Source organism: Neptuniibacter sp. QD48_11, from assembly GCF_047778095.1.
Lineage (GTDB): Bacteria > Pseudomonadota > Gammaproteobacteria > Pseudomonadales > Balneatricaceae > Neptuniibacter.
Genome location: NZ_CP180551.1, coordinates 2,033,141 through 2,056,874 on the forward strand (window position 1 = coordinate 2,033,141; position 23,734 = coordinate 2,056,874).

16 protein-coding genes and 1 other RNA gene are annotated in these 23,734 nt (G+C 43.1%); 7 read left to right on the forward strand and 10 right to left on the reverse strand.

What is annotated here, in order from left to right; all coding sequences use genetic code 11:
• Nucleotides 1–141 precede the first annotated feature (141 nt).
• Both ACMXYU_RS09295 and ACMXYU_RS09300 read right to left on the reverse strand, forming a co-directional pair.
• Nucleotides 142–2,100, reverse strand: coding sequence for a methyl-accepting chemotaxis protein (locus ACMXYU_RS09295; RefSeq protein WP_415898425.1), 1,959 nt, complete (start codon nucleotides 2,098–2,100; stop codon nucleotides 142–144).
• A gap of 267 nt (nucleotides 2,101–2,367) precedes the next feature.
• Complete coding sequence (locus ACMXYU_RS09300) at nucleotides 2,368–3,210, reverse strand: LysR family transcriptional regulator (RefSeq protein ID WP_415898426.1); 843 nt, start codon at nucleotides 3,208–3,210, stop codon at nucleotides 2,368–2,370.
• Between the two features lie 212 nt (nucleotides 3,211–3,422).
• Between ACMXYU_RS09300 and ACMXYU_RS09305 the strand changes: the two genes are divergently transcribed.
• The gene (locus tag ACMXYU_RS09305; RefSeq protein WP_415898427.1) at nucleotides 3,423–4,526 is read left to right on the forward strand and encodes a YbfB/YjiJ family MFS transporter; all 1,104 of its coding nucleotides are present in this window, start codon (nucleotides 3,423–3,425) and stop codon (nucleotides 4,524–4,526) included.
• Between the two features lie 1,248 nt (nucleotides 4,527–5,774).
• Here ACMXYU_RS09305 and ffs read toward each other — a convergent pair.
• Nucleotides 5,775–5,871, reverse strand: an RNA gene (ffs, locus tag ACMXYU_RS09310) — signal recognition particle sRNA small type.
• A gap of 357 nt (nucleotides 5,872–6,228) precedes the next feature.
• On the opposite strand from ffs, the gene ACMXYU_RS09315 reads away from it, so the two are divergent.
• A complete protein-coding gene (locus ACMXYU_RS09315) occupies nucleotides 6,229–7,455 on the forward strand; it encodes an EAL and HDOD domain-containing protein (RefSeq protein ID WP_415898428.1) in 1,227 nt (408 codons plus the stop codon).
• Here ACMXYU_RS09315 and ACMXYU_RS09320 read toward each other — a convergent pair.
• A complete protein-coding gene (locus ACMXYU_RS09320; protein WP_415898429.1) occupies nucleotides 7,450–8,367 on the reverse strand; it encodes a LysR family transcriptional regulator in 918 nt (305 codons plus the stop codon). The genes ACMXYU_RS09315 and ACMXYU_RS09320 overlap by 6 nt on opposite strands.
• Nucleotides 8,368–8,540: 173 nt before the next feature.
• Here ACMXYU_RS09320 and ACMXYU_RS09325 point away from each other — a divergent pair, with 173 nt between their 5' ends.
• Both ACMXYU_RS09325 and ACMXYU_RS09330 read left to right on the forward strand, forming a co-directional pair.
• Nucleotides 8,541–9,107 carry a cytochrome b gene (locus ACMXYU_RS09325; RefSeq protein WP_415881478.1) on the forward strand — a complete coding sequence of 189 codons (567 nt, stop codon included), beginning with the start codon at nucleotides 8,541–8,543 and terminating at the stop codon, nucleotides 9,105–9,107.
• Nucleotides 9,107–9,682, forward strand: coding sequence for a YceI family protein (locus tag ACMXYU_RS09330; protein WP_415894188.1), 576 nt, complete (start codon nucleotides 9,107–9,109; stop codon nucleotides 9,680–9,682). Before ACMXYU_RS09325 ends, ACMXYU_RS09330 begins: the two co-directional genes overlap by 1 nt.
• Nucleotides 9,683–9,750: 68 nt before the next feature.
• Here ACMXYU_RS09330 and ACMXYU_RS09335 read toward each other — a convergent pair whose 3' ends face one another.
• The 3 genes from ACMXYU_RS09335 to ACMXYU_RS09345 form a co-directional block, all read right to left on the reverse strand.
• Nucleotides 9,751–10,230 (reverse strand): DUF411 domain-containing protein, encoded by a 480-nt coding sequence (locus tag ACMXYU_RS09335; RefSeq protein ID WP_415896351.1) that lies wholly within the window; start codon nucleotides 10,228–10,230, stop codon nucleotides 9,751–9,753.
• 75 nt (nucleotides 10,231–10,305) lie between these two features.
• Complete coding sequence (pbpC, locus tag ACMXYU_RS09340) at nucleotides 10,306–12,642, reverse strand: penicillin-binding protein 1C (RefSeq protein WP_415898430.1); 2,337 nt, start codon at nucleotides 12,640–12,642, stop codon at nucleotides 10,306–10,308.
• Nucleotides 12,643–12,705: 63 nt separating this feature from the next.
• Nucleotides 12,706–17,565 carry an alpha-2-macroglobulin family protein gene (locus ACMXYU_RS09345; protein ID WP_415898431.1) on the reverse strand — a complete coding sequence of 1,620 codons (4,860 nt, stop codon included), beginning with the start codon at nucleotides 17,563–17,565 and terminating at the stop codon, nucleotides 12,706–12,708.
• A 163-nt stretch (nucleotides 17,566–17,728) separates the two neighbouring features.
• On the opposite strand from ACMXYU_RS09345, the gene ACMXYU_RS09350 reads away from it, so the two are divergent.
• Entirely contained in the window at nucleotides 17,729–18,187 is a 459-nt protein-coding gene (locus ACMXYU_RS09350) for a hypothetical protein (protein WP_415898432.1), read from the forward strand.
• A 50-nt stretch (nucleotides 18,188–18,237) separates the two neighbouring features.
• Here the strand turns inward: ACMXYU_RS09350 and ACMXYU_RS09355 are convergent, their stop codons facing one another.
• Complete coding sequence (locus ACMXYU_RS09355) at nucleotides 18,238–18,891, reverse strand: TetR/AcrR family transcriptional regulator (RefSeq protein WP_415898433.1); 654 nt, start codon at nucleotides 18,889–18,891, stop codon at nucleotides 18,238–18,240.
• 665 nt (nucleotides 18,892–19,556) lie between these two features.
• Here ACMXYU_RS09355 and ACMXYU_RS09360 point away from each other — a divergent pair.
• Nucleotides 19,557–20,357, forward strand: coding sequence for a response regulator (locus ACMXYU_RS09360; RefSeq protein WP_415898434.1), 801 nt, complete (start codon nucleotides 19,557–19,559; stop codon nucleotides 20,355–20,357).
• Nucleotides 20,358–20,417: 60 nt separating this feature from the next.
• Here ACMXYU_RS09360 and ACMXYU_RS09365 read toward each other — a convergent pair whose 3' ends face one another.
• Together ACMXYU_RS09365 and ACMXYU_RS09370 are read right to left on the reverse strand one after the other, a co-directional pair.
• The gene (locus tag ACMXYU_RS09365; protein ID WP_415898435.1) at nucleotides 20,418–22,217 is read right to left on the reverse strand and encodes a methyl-accepting chemotaxis protein; all 1,800 of its coding nucleotides are present in this window, start codon (nucleotides 22,215–22,217) and stop codon (nucleotides 20,418–20,420) included.
• A gap of 167 nt (nucleotides 22,218–22,384) precedes the next feature.
• Complete coding sequence (locus ACMXYU_RS09370) at nucleotides 22,385–23,086, reverse strand: M48 family metallopeptidase (protein ID WP_415898436.1); 702 nt, start codon at nucleotides 23,084–23,086, stop codon at nucleotides 22,385–22,387.
• A gap of 62 nt (nucleotides 23,087–23,148) precedes the next feature.
• Between ACMXYU_RS09370 and ACMXYU_RS09375 the strand changes: the two genes are divergently transcribed.
• Complete coding sequence (locus ACMXYU_RS09375) at nucleotides 23,149–23,733, forward strand: uracil-DNA glycosylase family protein (RefSeq protein ID WP_415898437.1); 585 nt, start codon at nucleotides 23,149–23,151, stop codon at nucleotides 23,731–23,733.
• Nucleotide 23,734: the final 1 nt, after the last annotated feature.

Genomic DNA, 23,734 nt, shown 5'->3' on the forward strand with positions numbered 1-23,734 from the left:
TAACTTCCTGATACCTTTCTAGATGGGTAAAAATCCATTCTTTGATAACAATAGCGAAAAACCTACATATTAAAAGTTCGCTGTTGAATAGGTAAAAAAAGGGGTGATAAATCACCCCTTTGTCATCATTATCCCTACAATTTAATTTACTTTGAAGCGCTGCACCATTTCCTGCATACGAGCCGCCACATCGCTTAGCGCAATACTTGAATTGGCCGTTTCATCAGCAGCTACACGGCTCTGTTCAGCAATCACACGTACATTACTCAAGCTTTGGCTAATTTCGTCTGCCACTACACTTTGCTGTTCAGCAGAACTAGCAATCTGAGCATTCACTTCATTCATCTGTTCAACTGTCATACTGATCTGGTTTAATGCAGAATCAGCCTGATCGACCAGTTCAATACACTGATTAGCTTCTTGTGTACCCTGATTAACCACATTAACGGTCAAGTTAGCGCGGGCTTGTAGGTCATCGATCAAGTTGTGAATCATCTCAGTAGACTGCTGAGTACGTTGTGCAAGAGAGCGCACCTCATCAGCAACAACAGCAAAACCTCGACCTTGCTCACCAGCGCGCGCCGCCTCAATAGCCGCATTCAAAGCAAGAAGATTGGTCTGTTCTGCAATCTCACGAATCACATCAAGAATAGCGTTAATATCACGCGTTTTTTGCTGAAGGTGCTCCACTTCAGACGAAGTTTTATCCAAGCTTAAAGAGAGACGATTCATTCCCTCTGTCGCGATCTTCATTTTATTGCGGCCTTCCATCACTTGATGGTTAGCACTATCCGCAGAAGAAGCTGCACTAGACGCGTTATCCGCTACATGTTGCGCGGTATACGCCATTTCAGTTACAGCAGATGCTACCTGATCAGTTTCTTCCTGCTGCTGCATAGTCCCAGCACGAGCTTGCTCTGTCAGCGCAGCTAACTCTTCCGCTGACATACTCATGTTGTAACCCGCCTGATTGATTTCAGTGATCATCTCACGGAATCTGATGGTCGTATGACCTAAAGAACCCTGCAACTTCCCCACTTCATCTCTGCGATTTGTTTCTAGTATCTGGGTTAGATCACCTTCCGCCAAAGTATCTGCATAGTTCACAGCTTCTAAAATCGGACGAGTGATCATGCGAGTGATCCAAAGTGCAAAGAAAACACCCAAAATAACCGCTATAACTGAGATTACAATCACAGAAATAAAGCCCTGGTGATTGTGTGACTGTAGCATTGGCCCGAGCGAGTCTTGATCAGCAATAACTGACAACTTTACTTTTTCAACATTACTCGCAACTTGAGGACCGATCACATCCAGAGTCCCAATCACTAGGTTATTGCGCTGATCGATTGTCTTATGGATTTCTAAAGTTGCAGCCAGATATTTATCTCGTGCTGTAGCAAAACGATCTAACAGCTGGATTTCATTGTCTAGCAGGAACACCTTTTTCAGGTTTTCTAGATGATTTGTTAGAGCACCATCCAATTTATTGATCGAAATCTGAAAATCTTCTTGATGATTCTTTTCCATGAAACGAACAAGATATAGCCTCGCTAGCAACAGATCTTCCTGCAAGTTAGAAGCTAGAAATGCCAATTCAGGTTCACCACGGTTATTAGCTAACTTTCTTAACTGAGTAATACTGTCGCGCATGACTGGGCCCTGCTGGGCCAAGGTGTTGTAATACAACTCATCCTCAGTTTTAACTAATCCAACCACCTTCTGAAAAGTCGTTTTATACTCGTCTAATAGCGCTGCTGTTTCCATAATCAAACGACTACGCTCTGGATTGTTTATCTCTTGCTTAGACTGTTCTAAAAACTGGTTCATTAGCGCCATACGTTCTTCATATTGCTCTAATGATTGTTTGTCATGACTGATAAGAAAGTTTTTTACCGACATACGCACTTTCAGCATATTCGCCTGTAAGCGCCCCGAAAGATTACTATCGCGCGCTAACTCACGGTATTGCACAAAGCCATCTTCTGCATGGTGCAAACCTTTAATACCTGTAAACGATGCTGCCACCAGCAATAACAGTACAAAACCGAAGCTCAAGCCGATCTTACTGCGTAAATTAAATGTGTTTAGCTTATTCATGTATTTGCACTTACTACATTAGAATTAGGGAATTGAATACAAAGGATAATCAATAGCAGGTGATAATATTTATCATTTAGATCCATTTCAATAATAATCGATCAAAAATCGAGATTATTTTCAGGCTGATTACGATCTATACAGTACGGAAGGATTTATTGGACAATTAACAAACAATTCAAACTATAACGCTAAAGCGACTTTACTATTGCAACCAGAGGGTAATGCTTAATGTTTTCAATTCAAACACTGAAGGCTCAAGCTACTTTATTGTTTATTTTCAGGAAATTGGCTGACAAAGTTTAAAATACCTTGTTCTAAGGGATGACCTTTTCGATAGATAACCGAGATCTCTATTCTTTGCAGTCCTTGGGTAACGGGCACTGATTTAAGTGCATTTTCATAACGACTCCCTGTCACCATATTTTCGCCGATAACGGTGTAACCTAATCCGGCGGCAATACAGCCAAGAATGCCATCGGCACTACTCATCACCATCATCTCATCAGTAAATCTATCGCCTAATTCTTGCCAAGCCAGGGCACACTTCCTATAACCACAGCCCTCTTCTCTCACAAACAGAACGGGCTCATATTCTTGATCTACTGGTGTTACAAGCACAAGCGACTCATGAACAACGGGTATTATCCGTAGATCCTCATGCGACTTAGCATTTCCGACTAACGCGCAATCTAACTGATCATTCAAAATAGCGAGTGCTAATCGGTCACTTGTATCTGTATAGATTCGAGGAATGATTTCTGGATGCTTACGTTTAAGCTGTTTTAGCGTCGTGGGTAGGTGAACTGCAGCAAAAGTTTCAGGCATGCCTATACGAAGTTCGTAGTTCCCTTTGCTTTTTAAGATAGCGGTTGAAGCTTGATACTCCAGCTGCAAAATCTGGGAGGCATATTTGTATAAAAGCTGGCCTGTCGCTGTAAGCTCGAGCTTTCTCCCTACCCGAATAAATAATTTAGAATCAAGTTCGTCTTCTAACTTCTGAATTCTAGTAGTGATATTAGACTGCACTGTATTAAGCTTTTCAGAGGCACCTTTAATACCCTCCTCATCAACAACAGCCTTAAACGTGCGTAACGCTACAATCTCCATATAGTTCTCTTTTATTGAAGTTTTAATTCTAAAAGATTCACTTTTTAAGATTATCAGAAAGCGCTATGGTTGTTGAACATAAATACAATAAAAGCCAAAAAGCATTTATGAACAACACACTTACAAAAAGTCAGGTCTATTTTGCAGGTATATGCAGCCTAGTTGTTACAGTGGGAGTCGCTCGCTTTTCCTACACACCTTTACTGCCAATCATGCAGGCAGAAGCAGGCCTTACTGAAACTGGCGGCGGCTGGCTCGCTACCGTAAACTACATTGGTTATATGATTGGTGTTCTAATTGCGGCAAACCTTAACAATCTTCACCACAAGTATGTGTTGCAGAAGTTATATTTGGTACTCAGCGTGGTAACAAGTGCAGCAATGGTTATCTCTAACGACCTTTATACTTGGTCTTTTATGCGCTTAATAGCAGGGATCTGTGCTTCAGGCGGGTTAATCATCTCCTCTGGGCTAATCTTAAAATGGCTGGTCAACAATGGCCACAGGGGCGAGCTCGGCATCCACTTTTCGGGGATAGGCATGAGCATAGCTGTCTCAGCCATCATCGTAGAAATCCTTTTACAATTCTCTGCTAATTGGCAGCAGCAATGGCTATTTTTTGCCGCCGTAGCAGCAATTATCGCACTGCCGGCATGGTTATGGATACCTCACCCTAACAACCATTCTGATCACGCTCAGGCAGCACCTAAAGACAATCCACCCAGCAAAAAATTTACTCGCCTATTCTTACTGGCATACTTCTGTGCGGGTTATGGTTATGTCGTTAGTGCGACTTTTATCGTCGATATCATTGAAGGTCTCGAAGGTTTAGAAGGTCAAGGCGCCTTATCCTTTGTCTTAATAGGGCTTGCTGCTATTCCAGCTGTGGTTCTTTGGGATAGAGTCGCACGCAAGTACGGCTATTTAAAAGCTTTATTAGGTGCTTATAGCCTGCAAATCATTGGCATCATGATTCCTACACTGAGCGATGCATTCCCATTAATTGCCCTGTCTGCAATTTTGTTTGGAGGCACCTTTGTTGCCTGCGTAAGCCTCGTGCTGACTATGGCGGGCCACTTCTTCCCTAGTAATCCTTCTAAATTCATGGGCAAGATGACCCTTGCTTATGGCTGCGCTCAAATAATTGCGCCATTTTTAACCGGGCTATTAGCCGAGACTTTGGGGAACTACAATCTAGGCTTATATCTTTCAGCCATTGTCATGGTAGTGGGATCAGGCTTGATTCTGGCGCTGAAGAAGATTGGTGAACAATCAGCAGACTCTAATAAACCTCGTACTCTTAGCGTAAAAACATAGACCTATAGAGTAGCCTTGCTTTGTTCAAGGATAAAACTAAGCTAGAATTCAAATAACCGTTTTGATTTTTGGGAAGAACTAAGGAACGTTCTAATCTCATGGAAGAAATAAAAGATATATTATTACTCGTCGTGACTAGTTTCAGCGGCCTCGCTGGAATTATCTATTGTCCGTATATATTCCTTATCACATTCGGCATACTTTTCTTTGTGCTGTATCGATTAAAAACCAATGTAGCAAAAGAATAAGATATCAGTATGTGTATGGATTGACATATTGAAAGTCGCTTTTGAGTCCACCAATATGCCCTCCATTCCTGACTTGTCTCCTTCCTTAACAAGCTCCGATATCCTTACTAAGAGATGCATCAAAATTTATCACCGCACTGCAACATAAGCATTAAACTCATCTAATTTAAATCGAAGAAATGTACTAGAAACCAGACAATAAGCATTTATGCTCTTTCTCAAAGTTAATAATTATCTGGCCCGTAGAACAAACGATCTAGCACCTTCAAATATCAAACCACAGTCACCAATATTTATTGCGCCGCACAAAAAAAGCCAAAATAAGAGTTTTTCTTATAAACACAAACCTTCAATTGACTTAGAATAGCGCCAATTTAATTTTCCAAGTAAGTAATACTCAATCTAAATATGGCAAAACTCGTTAAAGACTTTGAGGACTACCAATTCACGTTTTACTGGGTAAATGATCTCAATGAACGTATCAGCCCAAATCTACCAACTCTGAATCACGCAAAAGAGTGGATAGTCTCCTTCAAAAACAGCCAACACAAAGGAATTGAACGCCGAAAGAGAAAATGTGATCGAAGGCACGTAAATGGCACTATGCGTAATGAGCTTACTTCTAAAAGGTCACCATACTCAAGTGGACGAAGATCTACTGATAAACCAATAGAAATTGAGTTTGACCTATCATCTGTAAAGATCACCAAACTTAAAGAAGTAGTTTAGTTTCTAGCCTCCCCCCTTCCTATGTTAAGAACATAAATGACGTATTAATTAATCATAGGAAGGACGGGATTTTAGATATGAATCCATAGCTTATCTCTAATACAGCATACCCTTCTGTTATTCACAGTTAGATGAAGAAGTAAAAGAAAAAACGCCGTGTCGTGACTGTTCAAGATATGCAGCAGATCCGAAATAAACCATGTGTGGCACTTGGCGTCAGCAGAGCAAGAAATCAGCAGAAAAACGTTGTAAACCATGGGATTGGTGATGACCCCACCAGCCACATTCCGGCACATGAATCCACCGCTGTGGCTGCTCCCTTCCGGGCCTGACCAGGTTCACGATTTATCATTGCGGAAGGACCAGCAGGGCCACCATAGCGGGCCTGAAGGGCCTTGTCTGAGCTAGATCACTCAAGACAGGCGCGCAGTATACCAGTGATTTTTTGAGATGCAAATGCAATTATTTAACTCTCTGTTTTTATAGAAATAAAATTCATATTCAGACCCATGACTCAACCCTCAAGGTCTCTACTGAACTCCTGATGTTTCTCTTCATTTTAGCCGTCGATGATTAGGATCTAACCTATACTGATACGACCAGATAACAAAACCACTGATTAATTTGTTAAGGGTTTCTTAATACCATGGCTTTTATAGTGGCTCTGCTGTTAGAGTTAAACGATCTAGGATTTGTTGTATGAACAAACAACAGGATAAATGCACATGGAAGAACATTTAAACCAGCTAGGACTTGCCCGACAACCAATTTTTGACCGCGAACTCAATGTCGTGGCGTACGAGCTGTTATATCAGTCGGAACATGGTGAAGCTGTAGCCAAGTTTTTAAAAGGCGACCAAGAATCCTGTAATGTTCTGATCAATAATTTCACCAGCATCTACGATTCAGGCAAATTAAAATCCTTACCTGCTTTTCTGAATGTCACTGAAGGCTTTATTCGTACAGAAAGCCTACCAAGTCTTTCGCGACACAATTTAGTTCTGGATGTTAAGCAGCAGCCTAATATCACGCCTGAATTGCTTGGCTCACTTAAAAAATATGTGGATGCTGGCTACCGCTTAGTTTTAGACGATTTCACTTACAGTAGTGACTACGATGAACTGCTTAAACTTGCGCATATGGTGCGAGTCGATATTCGCAAACATAGTGATGAAGCGATTGTTTCTCACTTGGAAAGCATGCGCCCTTTTAAGGTAGTTTCTCTCGCTGAGAATGTTGAGACTCATGATGAGTATGAGCGCTGCCATGCCTTAGGGTTCAGGCTTTTCCAGGGCACATTCCTGTCTAGACCCACGCTAGTCGAAGGTAAAAAATTAACGTCTAATCAGGCCATTGTAATTCACCTATTAGCGGCGCTTCAGGATCAAGATGTTACTCCTGCAGTACTAGCAGACATCTCATCTCGCGACCCACAACTGACCTTCAAACTATTACGTATCGTCAATTCTGCGCAATATAACCTGCCGAATAAGATCGAAAGTTTAAGTCAGGCGATCATTGCCTTAGGCATGAACGAGATCAACAAGTGGGCCACCCTACTTGCCCTATCCAGTAATGATGAGAAACCGAGCGAATTAATTCGACAGATCCTAATGACAGCAAGAATGTGCGAATCCGTCGCTTATCGCACTGAAGAGATTGATTCTGAACTCGCTTTTATTACGGGCGTAATTTCGATGCTGGACGCTCTACTTGAGATTGAACAAGACTCCTTACTTGAGCAACTATCCGTCTCTGATGAAATTGTCGAAGCAGTGACAAGTTACGAAGGTCCTGCTGGGCGTTTACTGCAAGCAGTCAATTTCTACATGATTGGCCAATCGGCCTTTAAGCTGCCACCTCATATTCAAGAAATTTATGCCGATGCTTATTATGATGCATTGAGTTGGAGTAATGAGACCATGCAGCTTATGTCAGGTTCTCATTTATAGATCTGGCTGGAAAATCGATAACAGCTGAGCCCTCACCCAGCGGCACATTGGATCTTGATGGAAGCGCTCATGCCAATAGAGGTAGAGCACAACCTTAGGTAGATCAAATTCAATAGGCAGCGGCTTAATCACTAGGCTGCTGCTTTTTACCAAATGCTGGGCCATTACTTCTGGCAATGTAAAAATCAGATCAGATCCCTGACCGAACTCGGCAACCGACATAAAACTTGCGAGCCTCAGCATCACCCTCCGATTCAAACCGATTTTATCTAATTCGATATCCATCATTCCAGGCCCCTTCCCTGTAATGGAAACAAGTCCATGGGAAGCTTGCGCATAATCATTCAAACTTATAGAACTTTGACTGGCTAAAGGGTTAGTTTGATCCATCACACAAACATGACCTGTACGCACAATTGGAAAGCGTCTGAATTGGTCTTGCCCTGAATCAGGAGATAGCCCCGTGATTGTAAAATGCACTTCACCTTTTGCGAGATATTCAAAATGCTCTGGTTGCTGTGAAACAATCTCTACCCGCAACCTCGGTGCCTTTTCGCGCAGCATCCTTACCACATCTGGCATCAATAGGATTAACTCTAAATCCAAGCCGGTTAGCTTAACCACACCCTCAGCCAGCTCTGGATTAAACTCCTCTGGTTGCATAATCGAAGCGACATCTTGTAACAGTGGCTTTAACTGCTTTTCCAGATCAACAGCTCGTGCACTAAGGTCATAGCCATTTCCAGTTCTAACTAAGAGAGGATCATCAAGTGTTTGACGCAATCGCTGTAACGCTCTGCTCACAGCTGGTTGGCTCATCTGCAGGCGTTCAGCTGCTTTAGAAACATGGCGCTCAGATAACAACGCTTGTAGCACAACGAGGAGATTTAGGTCGACCGAACGTAAATTCATTAAACGAATAACCGAAATATAAAAGATGCATTAGACGCATTTATGATTAGCCATTAAAGTTTGAAAAGCAAATCCAAAAGATGACGCTAACAACTTGTAAAGATTCGTAAACTTGACTGCAGCACAATGTTATTTATGGTTGCATAGCTAAGATAATTTGAGGACAGAAGTAGATGCCATTTAACCACAAAATTTTGAATGATAATGACAGCTATGGGTGGGGCCCAGTCCTACTTCATTGGTTCATTGCATTATCGGTTATTGGCCTTTACCCCCTCGGTTTATATATAGAAAGCTTAAGCTATTACGATCCCGAATACCGGACGGTGCCGATCTGGCATAAAAGTATCGGCATCCTACTAGCAGGTTTGTTGATTACACGCATCTTGTGGCGTTTATTCAACCGCTCGCCAAAAGCCCTGCCGCAACCAAAAAAGATGGCAATTGCAGCAAAAGCCGCACATGTATTGCTCGAAGTTTTACTTCTACTTACCTTGTGTTCGGGCTACCTGATTTCTACCGCTGATGGTCGAGCAATAGAAGTTTTTACTTGGTTTAGTATTCCAGCACTACCCTTCGCAATGGAACAGCAGGAGGATATTGCAGGTGAGATTCACTTTTTGATAGCAACAACACTCATCGTGCTAGCAGCATTACATGCATTCGCTGCAATAAAGCACCATTACATAGATAAAGATACAACACTAAAGCGCATGCTAGCGCTACGCGAGGAACATTGATGAAATCTAAATTTATTAAAGGGTTGGCGCTAGCCTCTCTAATCACTACGTCCCCTCTTTATGCTGCGGATTACGTTATTGATACAAAAGGTGCGCATGCATCTATTCAATTCCGCATCAGCCATTTGGGCACTAGCTGGTTAACTGGCCGTTTCAACACATTCTCGGGTGAATTCAGCTACGATGCTGCAAACCCTGCGGCATCTAAAGTAAATGTTGATATTGATGTTAACTCGTTTGACTCTAACCACGCTGAGCGTGATAAGCATATCCGTGGCGATGAATACCTAGACGTAGCTAAACACCCTAAAGCGTCTTTTGTTAGCTCTTCATACACGCCAAATGAAGATGGCAGCGGCGTAATGAAAGGCATGCTAACACTTTACGGAACAAGCAAAGAGATCTCTATCGACGTGAAAAAGGTAGGTGAAGGAAAAGACCCTTGGGGCGGATACCGTGCAGGCTTCGAAGGTACTACAGAGATCCAACCTAAAGATTTTGGCATGAACTACCAGCTAGGCCCTGCAGCTGAAACTGTATACCTAGAACTTCATATCGAAGGTATTCGTAAGTAATTTCGATTTCATCTCAAAACAAAAAAGGCGAACCTTATGGTTCGCCTTTTTAATATTCAAAACTGGATTTAGTAATCTGCATATTCCGAATAAACGCTGACTTCGTTTTTATCTGATACCGCATAGACTTTAAAATCGTCCTTTCGAGCGCCTTCCATATCCATACCTGGGCCACCTGATGGCATGCCTGGTACAGTCAACAAACGGATATTATCGGAATTATCAGCCAATAACTTTTTAATATCCTGCGCCGGTACATGACCTTCAACGACCAAGCCATTTACTACACCAGTATGACAAGACGCACCTTGAGCAGGTACACCTAAACGCTGCTTGATTGGCGATACATCATGCATCTCAATACTATTTACGTTGAAATTGTGTTGCTCAAGATGGGTGATCCATTCCTTACAGCAACCACAAGTCGGGCTATGGTAGACATCGATCTCATAACTTTGATCTGTTTTACCCTCTTCCCAATATGGGTCTGCTGCGAAAACAGGCATACATAAAACAGCGGAAACCAAACCAATAATTAACTTTTTCATTCAACAGCCTCTACAGTTAGTCTGTATATTTTATCGGGTGCTGGAGTGTAGAGCTATACGATTTTATTCAAGTCATTACAGGACGCTAAATTCAATTTGAGCGCTCGCCCCTGAAATACTTTGAACATAAAGCTGATAAGTTTGGCCTCCCTGCAGAGTCAGCTTTTGTTTATTGCTGGAACCTTCAAGCAACTTGCCATTGAGATACCAATTAAGACTGCCTTCACGTCCCTCGGCTCTAACATCCACTTCTATCATCTCCAAACCGTTGGTGTGATATACCTGTTGCGGGTTGATTCCATGCAATCTTAAAAGTGCACTGGTTTGTAAGATTGTTTTGCATTCGCTATTAAAAAGGGGAATACGCTCATCCCTTCGCCACTGTTTAGATATCCAAGGCTCCATCGCTGCAGGCCAAACAAAACTTGATTGGCTTTTCATAGGACCAATATCGCACTCCCTTGTCACCCTTAAGCCTGATTGTTGATCCACTAAATAATTATATTGCGGGTTATAAAATCGGTTTTGCCCTAGAGGCTCAGGATCCAAAGTACGCGGGGTATTTTTAGCAATCGTATAAGCAACTCTTATCTGATCACAGGCCTGATCACTAGACATCACAACCCTACCATCCGGCCAACAGACAGACTGCTCCACAACATCCTCAGGTTTTGTGATTGTATCGGCTTCGGACTCAAGCAATTGATAGAGCTGGAACAATAAAGGACCTGCCAAAACACGTCCCATAGTTTTCTCCATTGGCGAACCATCAGGCCTACCGAGCCAGACCCCTAGCGTATATCTTTTAGATACGCCCACTGCCCAAACATCGCGATAGTCCCAACTGGTGCCAGTCTTCCAACCAATTTTGGGAAGGTGAGCCCGAGAGTAACCATCGATAAATTGATCTGGCGGATCTATATTTGCAAGGGCATTCCAAGTAATCCATGCAGCTTCGGTGCTCATCAATTGCCGAGGTAGTTGGCCAGATTCATCATCACCGGCGTCTTCAACTCCACCAGCGACAGAATACTTTAATGGCGCAACTCTGCCTGAATTCGCCAAGCTCGTGTAGAGCGTTACTAAATGCTCTAAAGAGCTGCCAGCACCACCTAAGATAATTGCGGAATTAGCGCGCCCACCGGGAATTCGCAGAGAAGCACCAACATGATCGAGTTTGTTAGCAAAACGCTGAGAATCGTAATGCTGTATCATTTGAACAAATGGCAAATTAAGTGAGCGTTGTAATGCTGAGGATGCGGATACAGGCCCCGAGAATCCTTGGCTGAAATTACCAGGCCGATATTGCCCAGTCACTATAGGCACATCCGCTAATAGGGACTCACTATGGATAAGACTGTCATCCAGCGACAAACCATATAAAAAGGGCTTTAAGGTGGAGCCCGGAGAGCGTATCGCTGTGACCATATCGACATGACCGAAGCGCTGTTCATTTAGAAAGTCTGCAGACCCCATGTACGAAATAACCTGACGGCTCTGATTATCAACTAACAATGCCGCCGCCGAAATGCCTTTAGCCTGTCGAGATACATAACGCTTTATCTGATCAGAGAACTGCTGCTGGATACCACTATCAATCGTCGAACGTATAACTTTGTTTTCAGGTTCCGACTGTTTCAAGCGTCGACTCAAAAGTGGCGCGTGTATCGGGTTGGATAGAGGCCATACCGCGATATTTTCTTGCTTCGCCCGGTTAACACTTTCTTCACTCCAAACTTGAAAGCTAAGCAAACGATCCAATACTTTATCTCGATATTGCTGTGCTAGTTTTGGATGCCTATCCGGCCTCAATCGTGAAGGTGCCTGAGGTAAAACAGCTAATAGAGCAGCTTCAGAAAAGCGTAGTTGCGAAGCTGGTTTTTGCAGATATTGTAAGCTAGCAGCTTGCACCCCTTCGATGGTTCCACCAAAGGGTGCCTTATTAAGATACATGTTTAAGATTTCATCTTTAGACAGATGCCATTCCAACTGCAATGCTCTTAATATCTGCTGCAATTTCCCCCTTACACTACGCGGGCTCGGATAGTGCAAACGCGCCACTTGCATGGTCAGCGTGGAACCACCAGAGATAATCCTACCCTCTTTAATCCAATGCCAACTTGCACGCAGCAAACTCAATGGATTGACGCCGGGGTGTCGGTAAAAATAACGATCTTCGTAAGTAAGTAGAGCCTCGATATACCGAGGCGAAACTTGATCAATGGAGACGGGGTATCGCCATACGCCATTGTGATCAGCGAAGGTACGCAAGGGTTCGCCATTACGGTCGAGAACAACCGTAGCTGCTCCTCCGGCTGAATTGTCATGTAAGGGGAAAGCACGATTTGCTATCCATAAACCTGCCGCGATAAGACAAAGCACACAACAGGTAAATTTAAAAACAAATCGCATCTTTCCTCACATCAAACGCTTAAGGTGCATACGTTTAGGTACATAGATTCAAGGAGCCCTCGTTTAAGGGATAACTGTTAAGTACTCAATACTATTAGCAACACCCCGGTGGGCCGGTTTGTACATTGACTCAGCCTGTACAGGTGGTACTAAGTAATGCCCTGGCGTTACAGCTCGGCTTAAGAAATAAACCACCTGCTCGCGTTTTTCTGGAATATCAACGGCGGCAACATAACGATCATCTTTAAATGCCTGATAGGAGATCATCGCCCTCTGAGACACGGCCTCTCCGTCAATACGAATATCTTTTAACTTAAGCGCATGCTGTAGGTTCTGATTTTCAAGCTCTACCCCAGCAGGCAACAAACTTACCAATAAACCATCTGGCACACGTTTTTCGCTATAAAGCCTCACACGCGTTAACAGCAGATCGCCAGTTTTTAATACCTGATTCTTCTTCAGTAATTGCGCATTGCCATCCAAGACACGGAATTGATCTATATCTAAATTGATCCCTTCATTCACTTCTTTAGGCATCTGTTTAGGGATACCCGTCCAATGGAAACTTGCATAAGCCGGTTTGTCTTTTGTATTGGTGAACACAATAGAAGCTAGTTCTGAACTATCAAGATTACGACCTAGCTCGGTCGTAGCTTCCAGCAGCGTCTCAATTTCACCTTGAAACAACTTCCCCTGCCATTCGCCCTCGTTATCCATTTGATTAAGGGCATTCGACAAGTGCAGTAAAGCTGCCTTTTCCTGTGTGCTTAACCAACGCTGCTGCTTCAAAAGAGCTAGTAGGTCTGGGATCTGTTGCAAGGCAACGTTGTGTAATGAACGGGCATTAGGCTGTTCCAGAATGGTATGGATCGCCATCGCTTTATCGCGAATGACCGAACCATAATCCCCTAGATAACCCTCAACTCTTTCATTTTCCAGAGCCTGTTTCACTAGAGCTTCGCCTTCTTGCAGGCTACCGGTTTCAATAATTGCCAACCCTAAATGCACTCCCGGTAGTACACCGCGAGAGTCATTAAGTTGCTGCTCTGCCAAATCGCGCAATGGCCCTAAGGTCACTTCACCCTGCTTTGCCAAAACATAAGCTGCATAAGCTTTGTAGGATATTTCATAATGGGAAGGGACATCAGACCAGGTTCTAACCGAAATCGCTTTGCGATTATGTACGTAAGAACGTAGACGACCCACAGCATTAGTCAGCATAGCGTTAGGCACTGCAAAACCTGAACGATCTAAATGCAGCAAGAAGTCCGTCGCATAAGCCGTTAACCAATGCTCTTCTGGCGAGAATTTATCCCATAAGCCAAAACTACCATTTCCTAACTGCAACTCGCTGTAACGACTGATCGCAGCATTAATACCATTTTCAAATTGAGAATTAGTGACAGAACGAGTGTAAGCCGGAGCTTTATCACCCGCCAATAGCAACGCCAAAGGTTGCGACTTACTGGTAGTTTGCTCTAAACAACCGTACGGATACCTCATCAGAGTTTTAAAATGCTGCTGAGCATTCAGGTCCGGCGTATTCGCTACACGTAATTGCGATTGGATTTTGGTGAGATCTTTAATAGCTCCAGAAGGAAATTGAATGCTTTCCCCTTCTGCTAATACACGCATAGTTGAGCCGTAAACCGCTGGATATGCCGAGCGTACACCTAGCACCCATTCACGAATTAACTGAACATCACCGAAAGTAATCTCGGCGCTGATTAACCCTTCGCCCAACTCAACTGCATCTGCAATCAAAGGCAACACCTGCTTCTCGCCTTTATCGAGTGACAGTTCAAAACCATCTTGCCTTAAACTCACAGCGCCCTGATGAGTTAACTTCACAGATACATTTTGAACATCATCAGACACATTGGCTAAATCCAATGCCAAGGTCGTTTGATCTCCGACAGCTAAAAAGCGAGGCATGGATAACTGAGCTACAACGGGAGATGCAACTTTGGTTGTTTCACTCTCTAAACCAAAGCTATTGTCAGACATCGCCAACGCAGTTAACGTCAGCTCGCCATCAAATGCTGGCAAATCAAGTTCAACCGTCGCTTCTCCATTTTCTAAAGATATTGGAGAGTGGTATAGGCTCAAAATTTGCACTTCAGTCGGAGGCACTTCGCCACCACGCTCTAGCTCACCATCACCGCCCCAACGAATCTGAGCGTCCTTATACATATGAGGCTCAATTAAATCATTGTACATATCGCTGATTTTCGGGTTGTAAGCACGACGGCCGTAGAAGAAGTTAAAAGGATCGGCTTGCTTATAGCCCGTCACACTTAACACACCGCTATCAACTGCTGTTAGGCTGATGTAGTAATCACCTTCGACTGGCTTACCCGCTTTGTCAGTGACTTTAAGGGTTAAGTTAGCTTTGGTTTCTGGAAGTAGTGATTCAGCGACGTCAATAGTTACATCGAGTTCACGATCAGCACGATCCAAAGGCAGATGCACAATGCCGACACTACGCTTACTTACTTTGTCTTTATGCTCGGTTGGCGCGACGACGAAGGCACTGATATAAACATCGTGACGATTTAGATCTGCAGGTAGAGGAATCTCCACCTCAGCTTCACGATTGTTTAACAGAACTTCTTGGGAATGTAGAACCTGATCGGTTTCAAGAAGCACCACCGCTTTGCCCTCGGTTGGCGAAGCCAGTTTTACTTTAACGCGGTCTCCCGCTTGATATGACTCTTTATCTAACGCCAAGGTCACCAAATCAGGTCGGATGCGATCCGAAGCTGTCTGCCAGCTGTAATACCAAGGTTCGCCCGCTTGGAAGGTATAAACGGTTTTACTCTTACCAGAAATATCATCCAGCTCTAAACGGTATGGACCCCATTCGACTGGCATGGACAATTGCTGAGGCTGATCGGAAGCTAACTGAATAAAATCAGTCGCTACAGGGTACTCATTTTTCTCGATTTGATAGTGCCAACCGCGTTCAGGGGTATGACTCCAGAAATACTTTTCTTCCAATCGATAGAGCGTTGCTTTGATCTCTCCAGAGCTCAGTAACTGTCCCTGTTTATCAGCTCTCACCAATTCAAAATTAACCTTCTCATCTTTCCCAGATTGGTCATTTTCGAAAGAGGGCTTCACACCGACAAAACTAGCTTTTGGCCAGAAAAGTGCTGAACGAGATCGGTTAATAGCGCGACCGCCGCTTTCGAACAAGCTATAGCGCACATTAATACGAGCCGGACTTTCAAAAGACTGCGGGTTATATTGAGATAGATTGAACTCAGTTGAGGTTTCACCTGTATCATTCAGATTTACAGACGATAGACTAAACTGCTGCCAATCTACTGAAGAAGGTACGCCAAATTTAAAACCTTTTAGGTTTGCAAACGGTTCTGTCCACGAATTTAATGTCACCTGTGTATCCAGACGATTCCCAGCAGCAACTGCACCGTACAAGTATTCCCCTTTTACAGGTATTTTGATTTTATCGTTCAGATCAAAACTTAGCGGTGATGCTGCTTGATCAAATACCAGACGAAGGCGCTCTGGTAAAAAGGCCTCTACTTTGAAATCAAAATAAGCCGCATTTTTCTTACTTGCTGGGCTAAATACTTTAGCTTGCCAACCACCTAAGATCGCATTACTTGGAAAATCATATCGAAACTCATAGTAACCTGGCTTTGAAGGCTCAATTCGCCATGTTCCTGCTGAATCTGCATCGGGTTTAATTAACTCTATTTTTAAAGGCCCTGAAAGTAAGTTGCCGTCTTGATCACGCATAAGTGAACCAAAGACTAACTCCTCACCGGGACGGTAGATATTACGAGGGGCGAAGGTAAAAATTTCTACTTCTTTAGTCGGCCTGCCATGAACAGGATAATCAGACAGATCTAGAGAAGGTGCGTGGTATTTGAGAACGCTCACCTGCTGATTATGTTGCGCTAGGATCAAGCGAGGGCTCTTTCGTTGCCACTCATTATCAACTTGCCAGCTACCTTGTTCATCTGTTTCACCCGTTGCGATCACCTTACTATTACGATCAAGGATATTAAGGGTTACGCCTTTAAGTAGATCTCCGGTTGCAGCATTTTGGGCAATATAGGTCGTACTCTTTCCATAGTCTCTGGCTTGCAGACCTATAGCAGAAACGCTAAACCAGGTTGCTTGATAACTAAACCCACCGGGCTCTCGCACCGTTGCTAAATAAACACCGCCTTGATCAATATTAGGGACAGAGGCAACGGCAAATCCGGCTCTATTACGCTTGTTTCTATCTTCTCCAATCCGAATACGTGCTGTGTAAACGTGATCGACTGAACGTGCCAGGGCATCTTCGTCGAAATACCATCGATCGCCACTTTTCAGTGATTGATATTCATCAAAAAACTGAACGCTACTTTCCGGCTTTACCCGATAAATATTGATCTCTGCTTCCGGCACATTGACTGCAATCAGAGGTAAGGATTCCACCTTACCTGGAATCATTACGGCACCATCCGCTTCGAACGCGACTAGCTTAGGTAAATCTCTAGCCTTTAACGATTTGCTTACGCCTGTTTCAAGCACTGCCCCTGTAGCGCTTTTTAGGCCTTGTTTAATTTGAATATCGTATTTTTGAAGCGGCTCTGGACCAATAAATCGAAGAGAACGCCCATCTTTACTGAGCACCGGCGTACCCATATCTGGTGAAATCACCACATGACGTTCAAACTTTTGATCCGGATCTAAAGGAGAATTAAACAGGAGTGTTAGCGCATTTACATCACCATATTCACGTTCAGATATATCGAGAACGCCTAAGGCTTCAGCAACTGCACTTTGAGCCTTCTGAGTTGCCGTATCCTTTTTGGCAGTAGTTGCAGCGTCCTTATTATCATCACATCCCGCTATCAGCGCGCAGGCAACCAGTACAGACCCCAGCAATTTAGAACGTGACATTCAGTACTCCTTTACATTTTGTAGGGCGGTTTTGAGCTTTTTAGCAAATCATCGAAGAGTATTTGATAGTACATCAAGTTACACGACTTTTGTCCTGCTTTTCACGCTTGCAAAAGATTACCTTTAAAGCGAGACTCATGCCTGATTATTGAGAGGTAATAGCGTGGACAAATCAGATTCTATTTATCACTGGGACAAAGAGTTCTTTGAGAAAAAATTATCACTACTAACAAACTGCCAGTTAGGCTTTGTTGGCGCTGCGCTCATGTTGATGATGATGAACCTTTCCAAGATCTATCTTCTCGCCCCTCTCGGTGTAGGTTTGATCTTAGCTAGTTGGTACAAACACCACCTAGAACAAACCAAAGATCAAATGAAAAATATGTCTGTGGAGATTGCACCTAAATCAATCCTCTTAAAGGTACCATCTGAAGAGACAGAAACGCGCGTTACATTTCGCGAGATCGAAGAGATTAACCAACACAAAGAAAACATGGTGCAGATCATCACGCTTTACCTAAAAGAGAATGAAGATAAGCTTGAGATTAAAGCACTTAAAGACAGCGACAAGTTCGTTTCGACTTTGAAAACGCAAATGACTGAGCAACTTTCAAATCAATAAATAAGAGAAATATGACCTTGCAGGCAGCGCTGCAAGGTCTATTCATTTACTTAGGAGCAGATAGAAGAAACTGGTGTAGGTGGTGCCTGAACGATCTCCCAACTCATGTTCGATTGTTCTTTGAACCCTAATAATCCCTCAAGCGAAGATCGGCAAGCTCTCCAGTAATTCCTAACACTTACAGGATCCTCAGACACATAAAATCGCATCATTAAACCCGCTTGAATGGTTGCAATCATCTGCACTGTATTCTGCAGCGATGCAGTAGACGTTCCCACACTAACCTTTTGAAGAACCTGCAATCGCTGTAGAGAGATATCATCCTGAAGTTGGCGTAATAGCACTTGTATCTGCTGGTTAAAAACAGACGACGAAACATATCCGAACAATGCTCGCGCAGTTTCATCATGGCTAATTAAACAATCAAAAAGCTCTGACTCTACCCGATCGAGGAATTCTTCCTTAGATTGCGGAGCTTGATAGCCCTGCAATGTTAGGAGCAACTTACTAGAAAGCAGCTGGAGTACCTCAATTTCAACTTCCGTCATTGTACGAAAGTGATGATAGAGCCCTCCCTTGCTAACCCCTGCCTCTGCAATCAACTTGCCCGCTGTCAGCGCTTGTAATCCATCTTGACTGATGATGCGAGTTGCAGCATTAAGAATCAAACTCCTAGTTAGATCGGCGTTTCCATTTGGGCACATTACTCTGACCTTTTTTGCTTGGAACACATGAGGTCGAAAAGCAGAAATCAATCCGTTTTTTTACCTCTCTCTTCCTATCCTACGCCCCTAATTAAACAAACAACATCGAAACATAAGAGTTTACTGATTTAGATCAAGCTGCATTAGCATGCAAACAATTCCTTAATGTCGTTAATTTAATGACATAAATAACTGTACTTTAACTCCATGAACTTTGAAGACACTTTTAGCCACCTAAAACCCACACAAGAAACAATGACCTACAAATGGTTATCCAATACTTATCAGACAGTTACCTAATTTAAGCTTGAATATTTAGCTACAACTTAAATCGATTAGACAATATCTAACCTGAATGCGACCCAATCGAACAGCAATATGACAAAATCATTCAGGCAACTAACAAAAAGTTCCAACTAAAAAGCTAATGATTAACTTTAAGGCACAACATTCAAACAGAAACAGGAGGTAATACGGATAAAAAACGACCAGCAGTCCAGAAAAAAAGCGACTTTCGGATCAAGCACTCAAAAACATTACTAAATATTAAAATAAAGCAGTATTCACCACTTTTCTGTTAGGGTTATCTCTGTCATGATCTAAACTTTAGGTAACTATCTATCCCTTAGCGACTCCCACTAAGTTACCAGTGAATGGATTAGGATATGGAATTAAGCAGTATATATGTCACTGTAATCGAACCGTCTAAGGTTCAGCGCCACATTATCATCGGCCATCTAAACAGTTTCGGCATTAACAATATCGAGGAATTCTCGGAAGCTAAACCGGCCCTCGAGCATATGCTATCTTCTCCACCCGATTTAGTTTTATCCTCCATGCATTTGCCAGACATGACAGGGACAGACCTTGTGACCCAGATGCGTGGATTAGGCGCTTTAGAGCACATCACTTTTCTTTTAATCTCCTCTGAAACCCACTATCGCTATCTTGAGCCCATCCGCCAAGCAGGAGCCATTGGCATTCTGCCAAAGCCGTTTAGCCGCGAAGAGATGGATATGGCTCTCAGAAGCACGCTTGATTACATCACTGATTTTGAAAATGACAGTGACAGGGAAGAATATGATGCGCTTAGAGTTTTGATTGTTGATGACAGTAAAATGTCACGCAACTACATCAAGCAGATGCTGGACTCGCTTTCTATTCAGTCAGTTGATACTGCAAAAGATGGCTCTGAAGCCCTAGAGTTTATCTCTAACGGCAGTCGTTATGATTTGATCATTACTGACTACAACATGCCCAATGTAGACGGCAAAGAGCTTGTGGAGCATATTCGAAGCGATAGTGATCAGCCGACGGTTCCAATCTTGATGGTAACTAGCGAGCAAAATGAAAGTCGATTAGCAGCCGTGCAAAGCGCAGGTGTTTCAGCCATCTGTAGCAAGCCACTATCATACGACACGGTAAAGCAACTGGTAGAACAACTGGTAACAGATTACGACTTGTAATCGGGTAAGCAGACATAAAAAAACGCGGTATTAACCGCGTTTTTTTATGTCTTTAATCATTTAACTTTTATCATCAAGCAAGTTTTCTGGGGCAAAGCCCATGATCAAAGCCCCCCAGTGCTGACCATTAATATACAGAGGAATCGATAGGTCATTCAAGATTTCCCCAGTATCGCGGATGAAGGTCTGCAGTAAGAATGGCGCTGTAGAAGATGCACGACGAACTTCCGCACGATTACCGGCAAAGATTCGACGGTTACGGCTCTTCAAGTTATCTACCTCAAAGTTACCCGTAATGCGCTCCGACACTTTAGTGTGGTGAGCTGCTGCATAACCATTACGATCTACTGCAATAGCATAGATAAACTCAGAACGCTGATTGATAAAGCTATCGAATAACGGACGCATCATCGCTTCGTATTGATCAGCATAACTTGTGTCGTACTTCTCCGGCATCTGACCATCATTTGTACGGACGTAGTTAGTATCAAACATGTTACAACCACGATTGCTTAACTCTTCCAAAGCATCTTGAACCTGCTGACTCCACTGACGACCCGTTTGGATCATGCCCTCAAAACCACCGTAACCGATGATGAAGCGAGAAAGCAGTTCCTGTGTTTCCTCAGTCGAGTGCTCTAGCTCTTCAGAGAAGCGACGTGATTGCTCAATCTCTCCATGCATTGATGTAGAGATGTTGGTAATTTCTGAAACATGATTATGCGATTCACGGTTTGTATAAGCCAGCTCGTCAATGGCAGCACTAATACTACTTAACTGACTGTTTAATTCTTCAAAGTCACTGACCAATCCGTGGAATTGATCATTTGTGCTACCGATAAACTCTTCTGTAGAGCCAACATACTCCAAAATCGTAGAAGCACTGTTTCGTGTACTACCTACTAAAGAAGACATCTGACTAATGTTTTGATCAATCTCGCTTGTTGCTGTGCTAACTTTCTGAGACAGATTACGTACCTCATCGGCTACGACCGAGAAACCACGACCCGCTTCACCTGCACGAGCGGCCTCAATCGATGCGTTAAGCGCCAACAGGTTAGTTTGATCTGAGAAATCCTTAACCATACCCAGGATCTCAGTAATGTTACGGGAATTAATCTCAAGCTGATGAACCGTCTCTTGAAAATCAGTCACCTGCTCTCTAATCGCTTCAACCTGATTCTGTACCCGTCCAAGTTCGTTACTTGAGGTGCGAATTTCATCAAGATTGCGTGTATTACGTTCAGATATTTCAAGAGTACTGCCGGCAATATTATCAATGGCTTGTGTGGCCTCTTGAGATGATTGGAAGACTTTCTGTGCCTGCTCTTCTTGTTGAGAGGCTGAACCTTGCGCTTCGATAAGAACTTTCTGTAATCGAGTTGAGCTAAGTGCAACGCTTACACTACGACGACGGCTTTCCGCAATCATTGCTTTTAAGCTAGAAGAGAATCCATTATAGCTTTCTGCCATCTCTGAGATCTCATCGTAAGTATACTCAGGTAGCGTCGCTGAGATATCACCATCCTTATCCTTAATCGCCTTCAAAATATCTGTCATTTCATTAATTGGACGCAGGAATAGGTGACGCATAAAGAAGATGGTACCAATACCTGTAATAAGAGCGAATCCAACCGTTAAAGCACCGTAAAAGCCAAAGGAATCCAGATGGGACTGAATAAGCTCTACAGGTACAGCAGCGGCTTCAACTCCAGAGAGGCCTTCTTCAAGCTTCTCAAAGTGGTAGTAACCAATAACCAGTAAAACGATGTGGGGTAAAAGTAAGAACAGAACGTTACCTAAGATCTTCTTAGTCAACGTATTGAATATAGATTTCTCGATACTCTTGTATAGGCTCATTTTCGCTCTCATTATTTTTATAGCTGCCTGTGCCATCTCAATTGGCTAAATAGTGCTAAAACTCCTTTTCCAAACAGCATAGCCTATATAACTGGCCCTGCATGGTTTGTTAACACTATGAAATCACTTCAAAAATAACACAACCATTCTACAATTCAAACAAACAGTCACCAAAGAACCCAAGCATTTTTTGATTGAAGATAAGAACGCTTTTCTCTCCAATCTGGGCAGTACTTTTCAACTAGGGCCCAAAATCTAGGACTGTGATTTAAATGAGTGAGGTGTGATAACTCATGAATAACCACATAATCTATAATATTTTTATCTGCAAATACTAGTCGCCAGTTCAAGGTAATTTCACCTCGCGCAGAGCAACTACCCCATCTTCGCTTAAAACTCTTATATTTCAATAAATTATATTGAACACCCATCTTATGGGCCCAATACGAAACTCGTTCCGAGATAATCTGTACTGCTTGCTCTTTAAACCACTTTTTCAAAAAAGCCTCTACTCGTTCAGAGTCTACTTTGCTACTTGACCTCCGCTTACCCATTATCACGAGTAACGTATCACCCTGAATATGGACATCCCACCGACCCCCTTCGCACCAATCTAGAACATATTCTTTGCCCAGAAATGAAAATTTAGCGCCTTTTTCAGTTTTCAAACAAAACAACTCAAGATTTTGTGCCATAACCGCCTGTTGGCGAGCTATCCAATCCTGTTTTTTATTAACCCAATCTCGAACCCATCGATCCGTCACCCAAACAGGAACACGCACAGATACGCCCTTTTCATCCACCTGAATAGCCGCTGTTTTCCTGCGCGCACTTCTAATTATTTTGTACTGCTCTATAGTTTCATTCATTAGGATTGGACTGTTTATTAAAGACAAACGATAGTAACGATATAGGCAACGGGGGTTAATAATTGGATCAACTGCTTAAACAAATCAGAAACTGCAGTCTCTGCGAAAAAGAGCTCCCTTTAGGGCCACACCCTGTAGTTCAAGCATCCGCTAAATCAAAGCTCCTAATTATCGGCCAAGCTCCTGGTAGTCGAGTGCATCAATCAGGCATACCTTGGGATGACCCCAGCGGCGATAGATTACGAGATTGGCTTAAAATAGACAAAGAAACTTTTTACGATGCTGACAAAGTTGCAATCGTACCTATGGGGTTCTGCTATCCAGGAAGGGGACGCTCAGGAGACAACCCACCCCGACCAGAATGTGCACCGACTTGGCATGAGCGCCTATTAAATGAGATGCCCTCGATCCAATTAACCCTGCTAATCGGACAGTATGCTCAACGCTACTACCTAAAACACGTGGAAGCCTCAGCAGGACAGAAGACCCTGACAGAAAGGGTAAAAAATGCAGATAAAGCCCCTGATCATTTTTTTCCTTTACCTCACCCATCACCTAGAAATCAGATCTGGTTGAAGAAAAACCCATGGTTTGAAAAAGAAACTCTGCCCTTATTACGTAGCAGACTAGCCACACTCAAATTTTGAA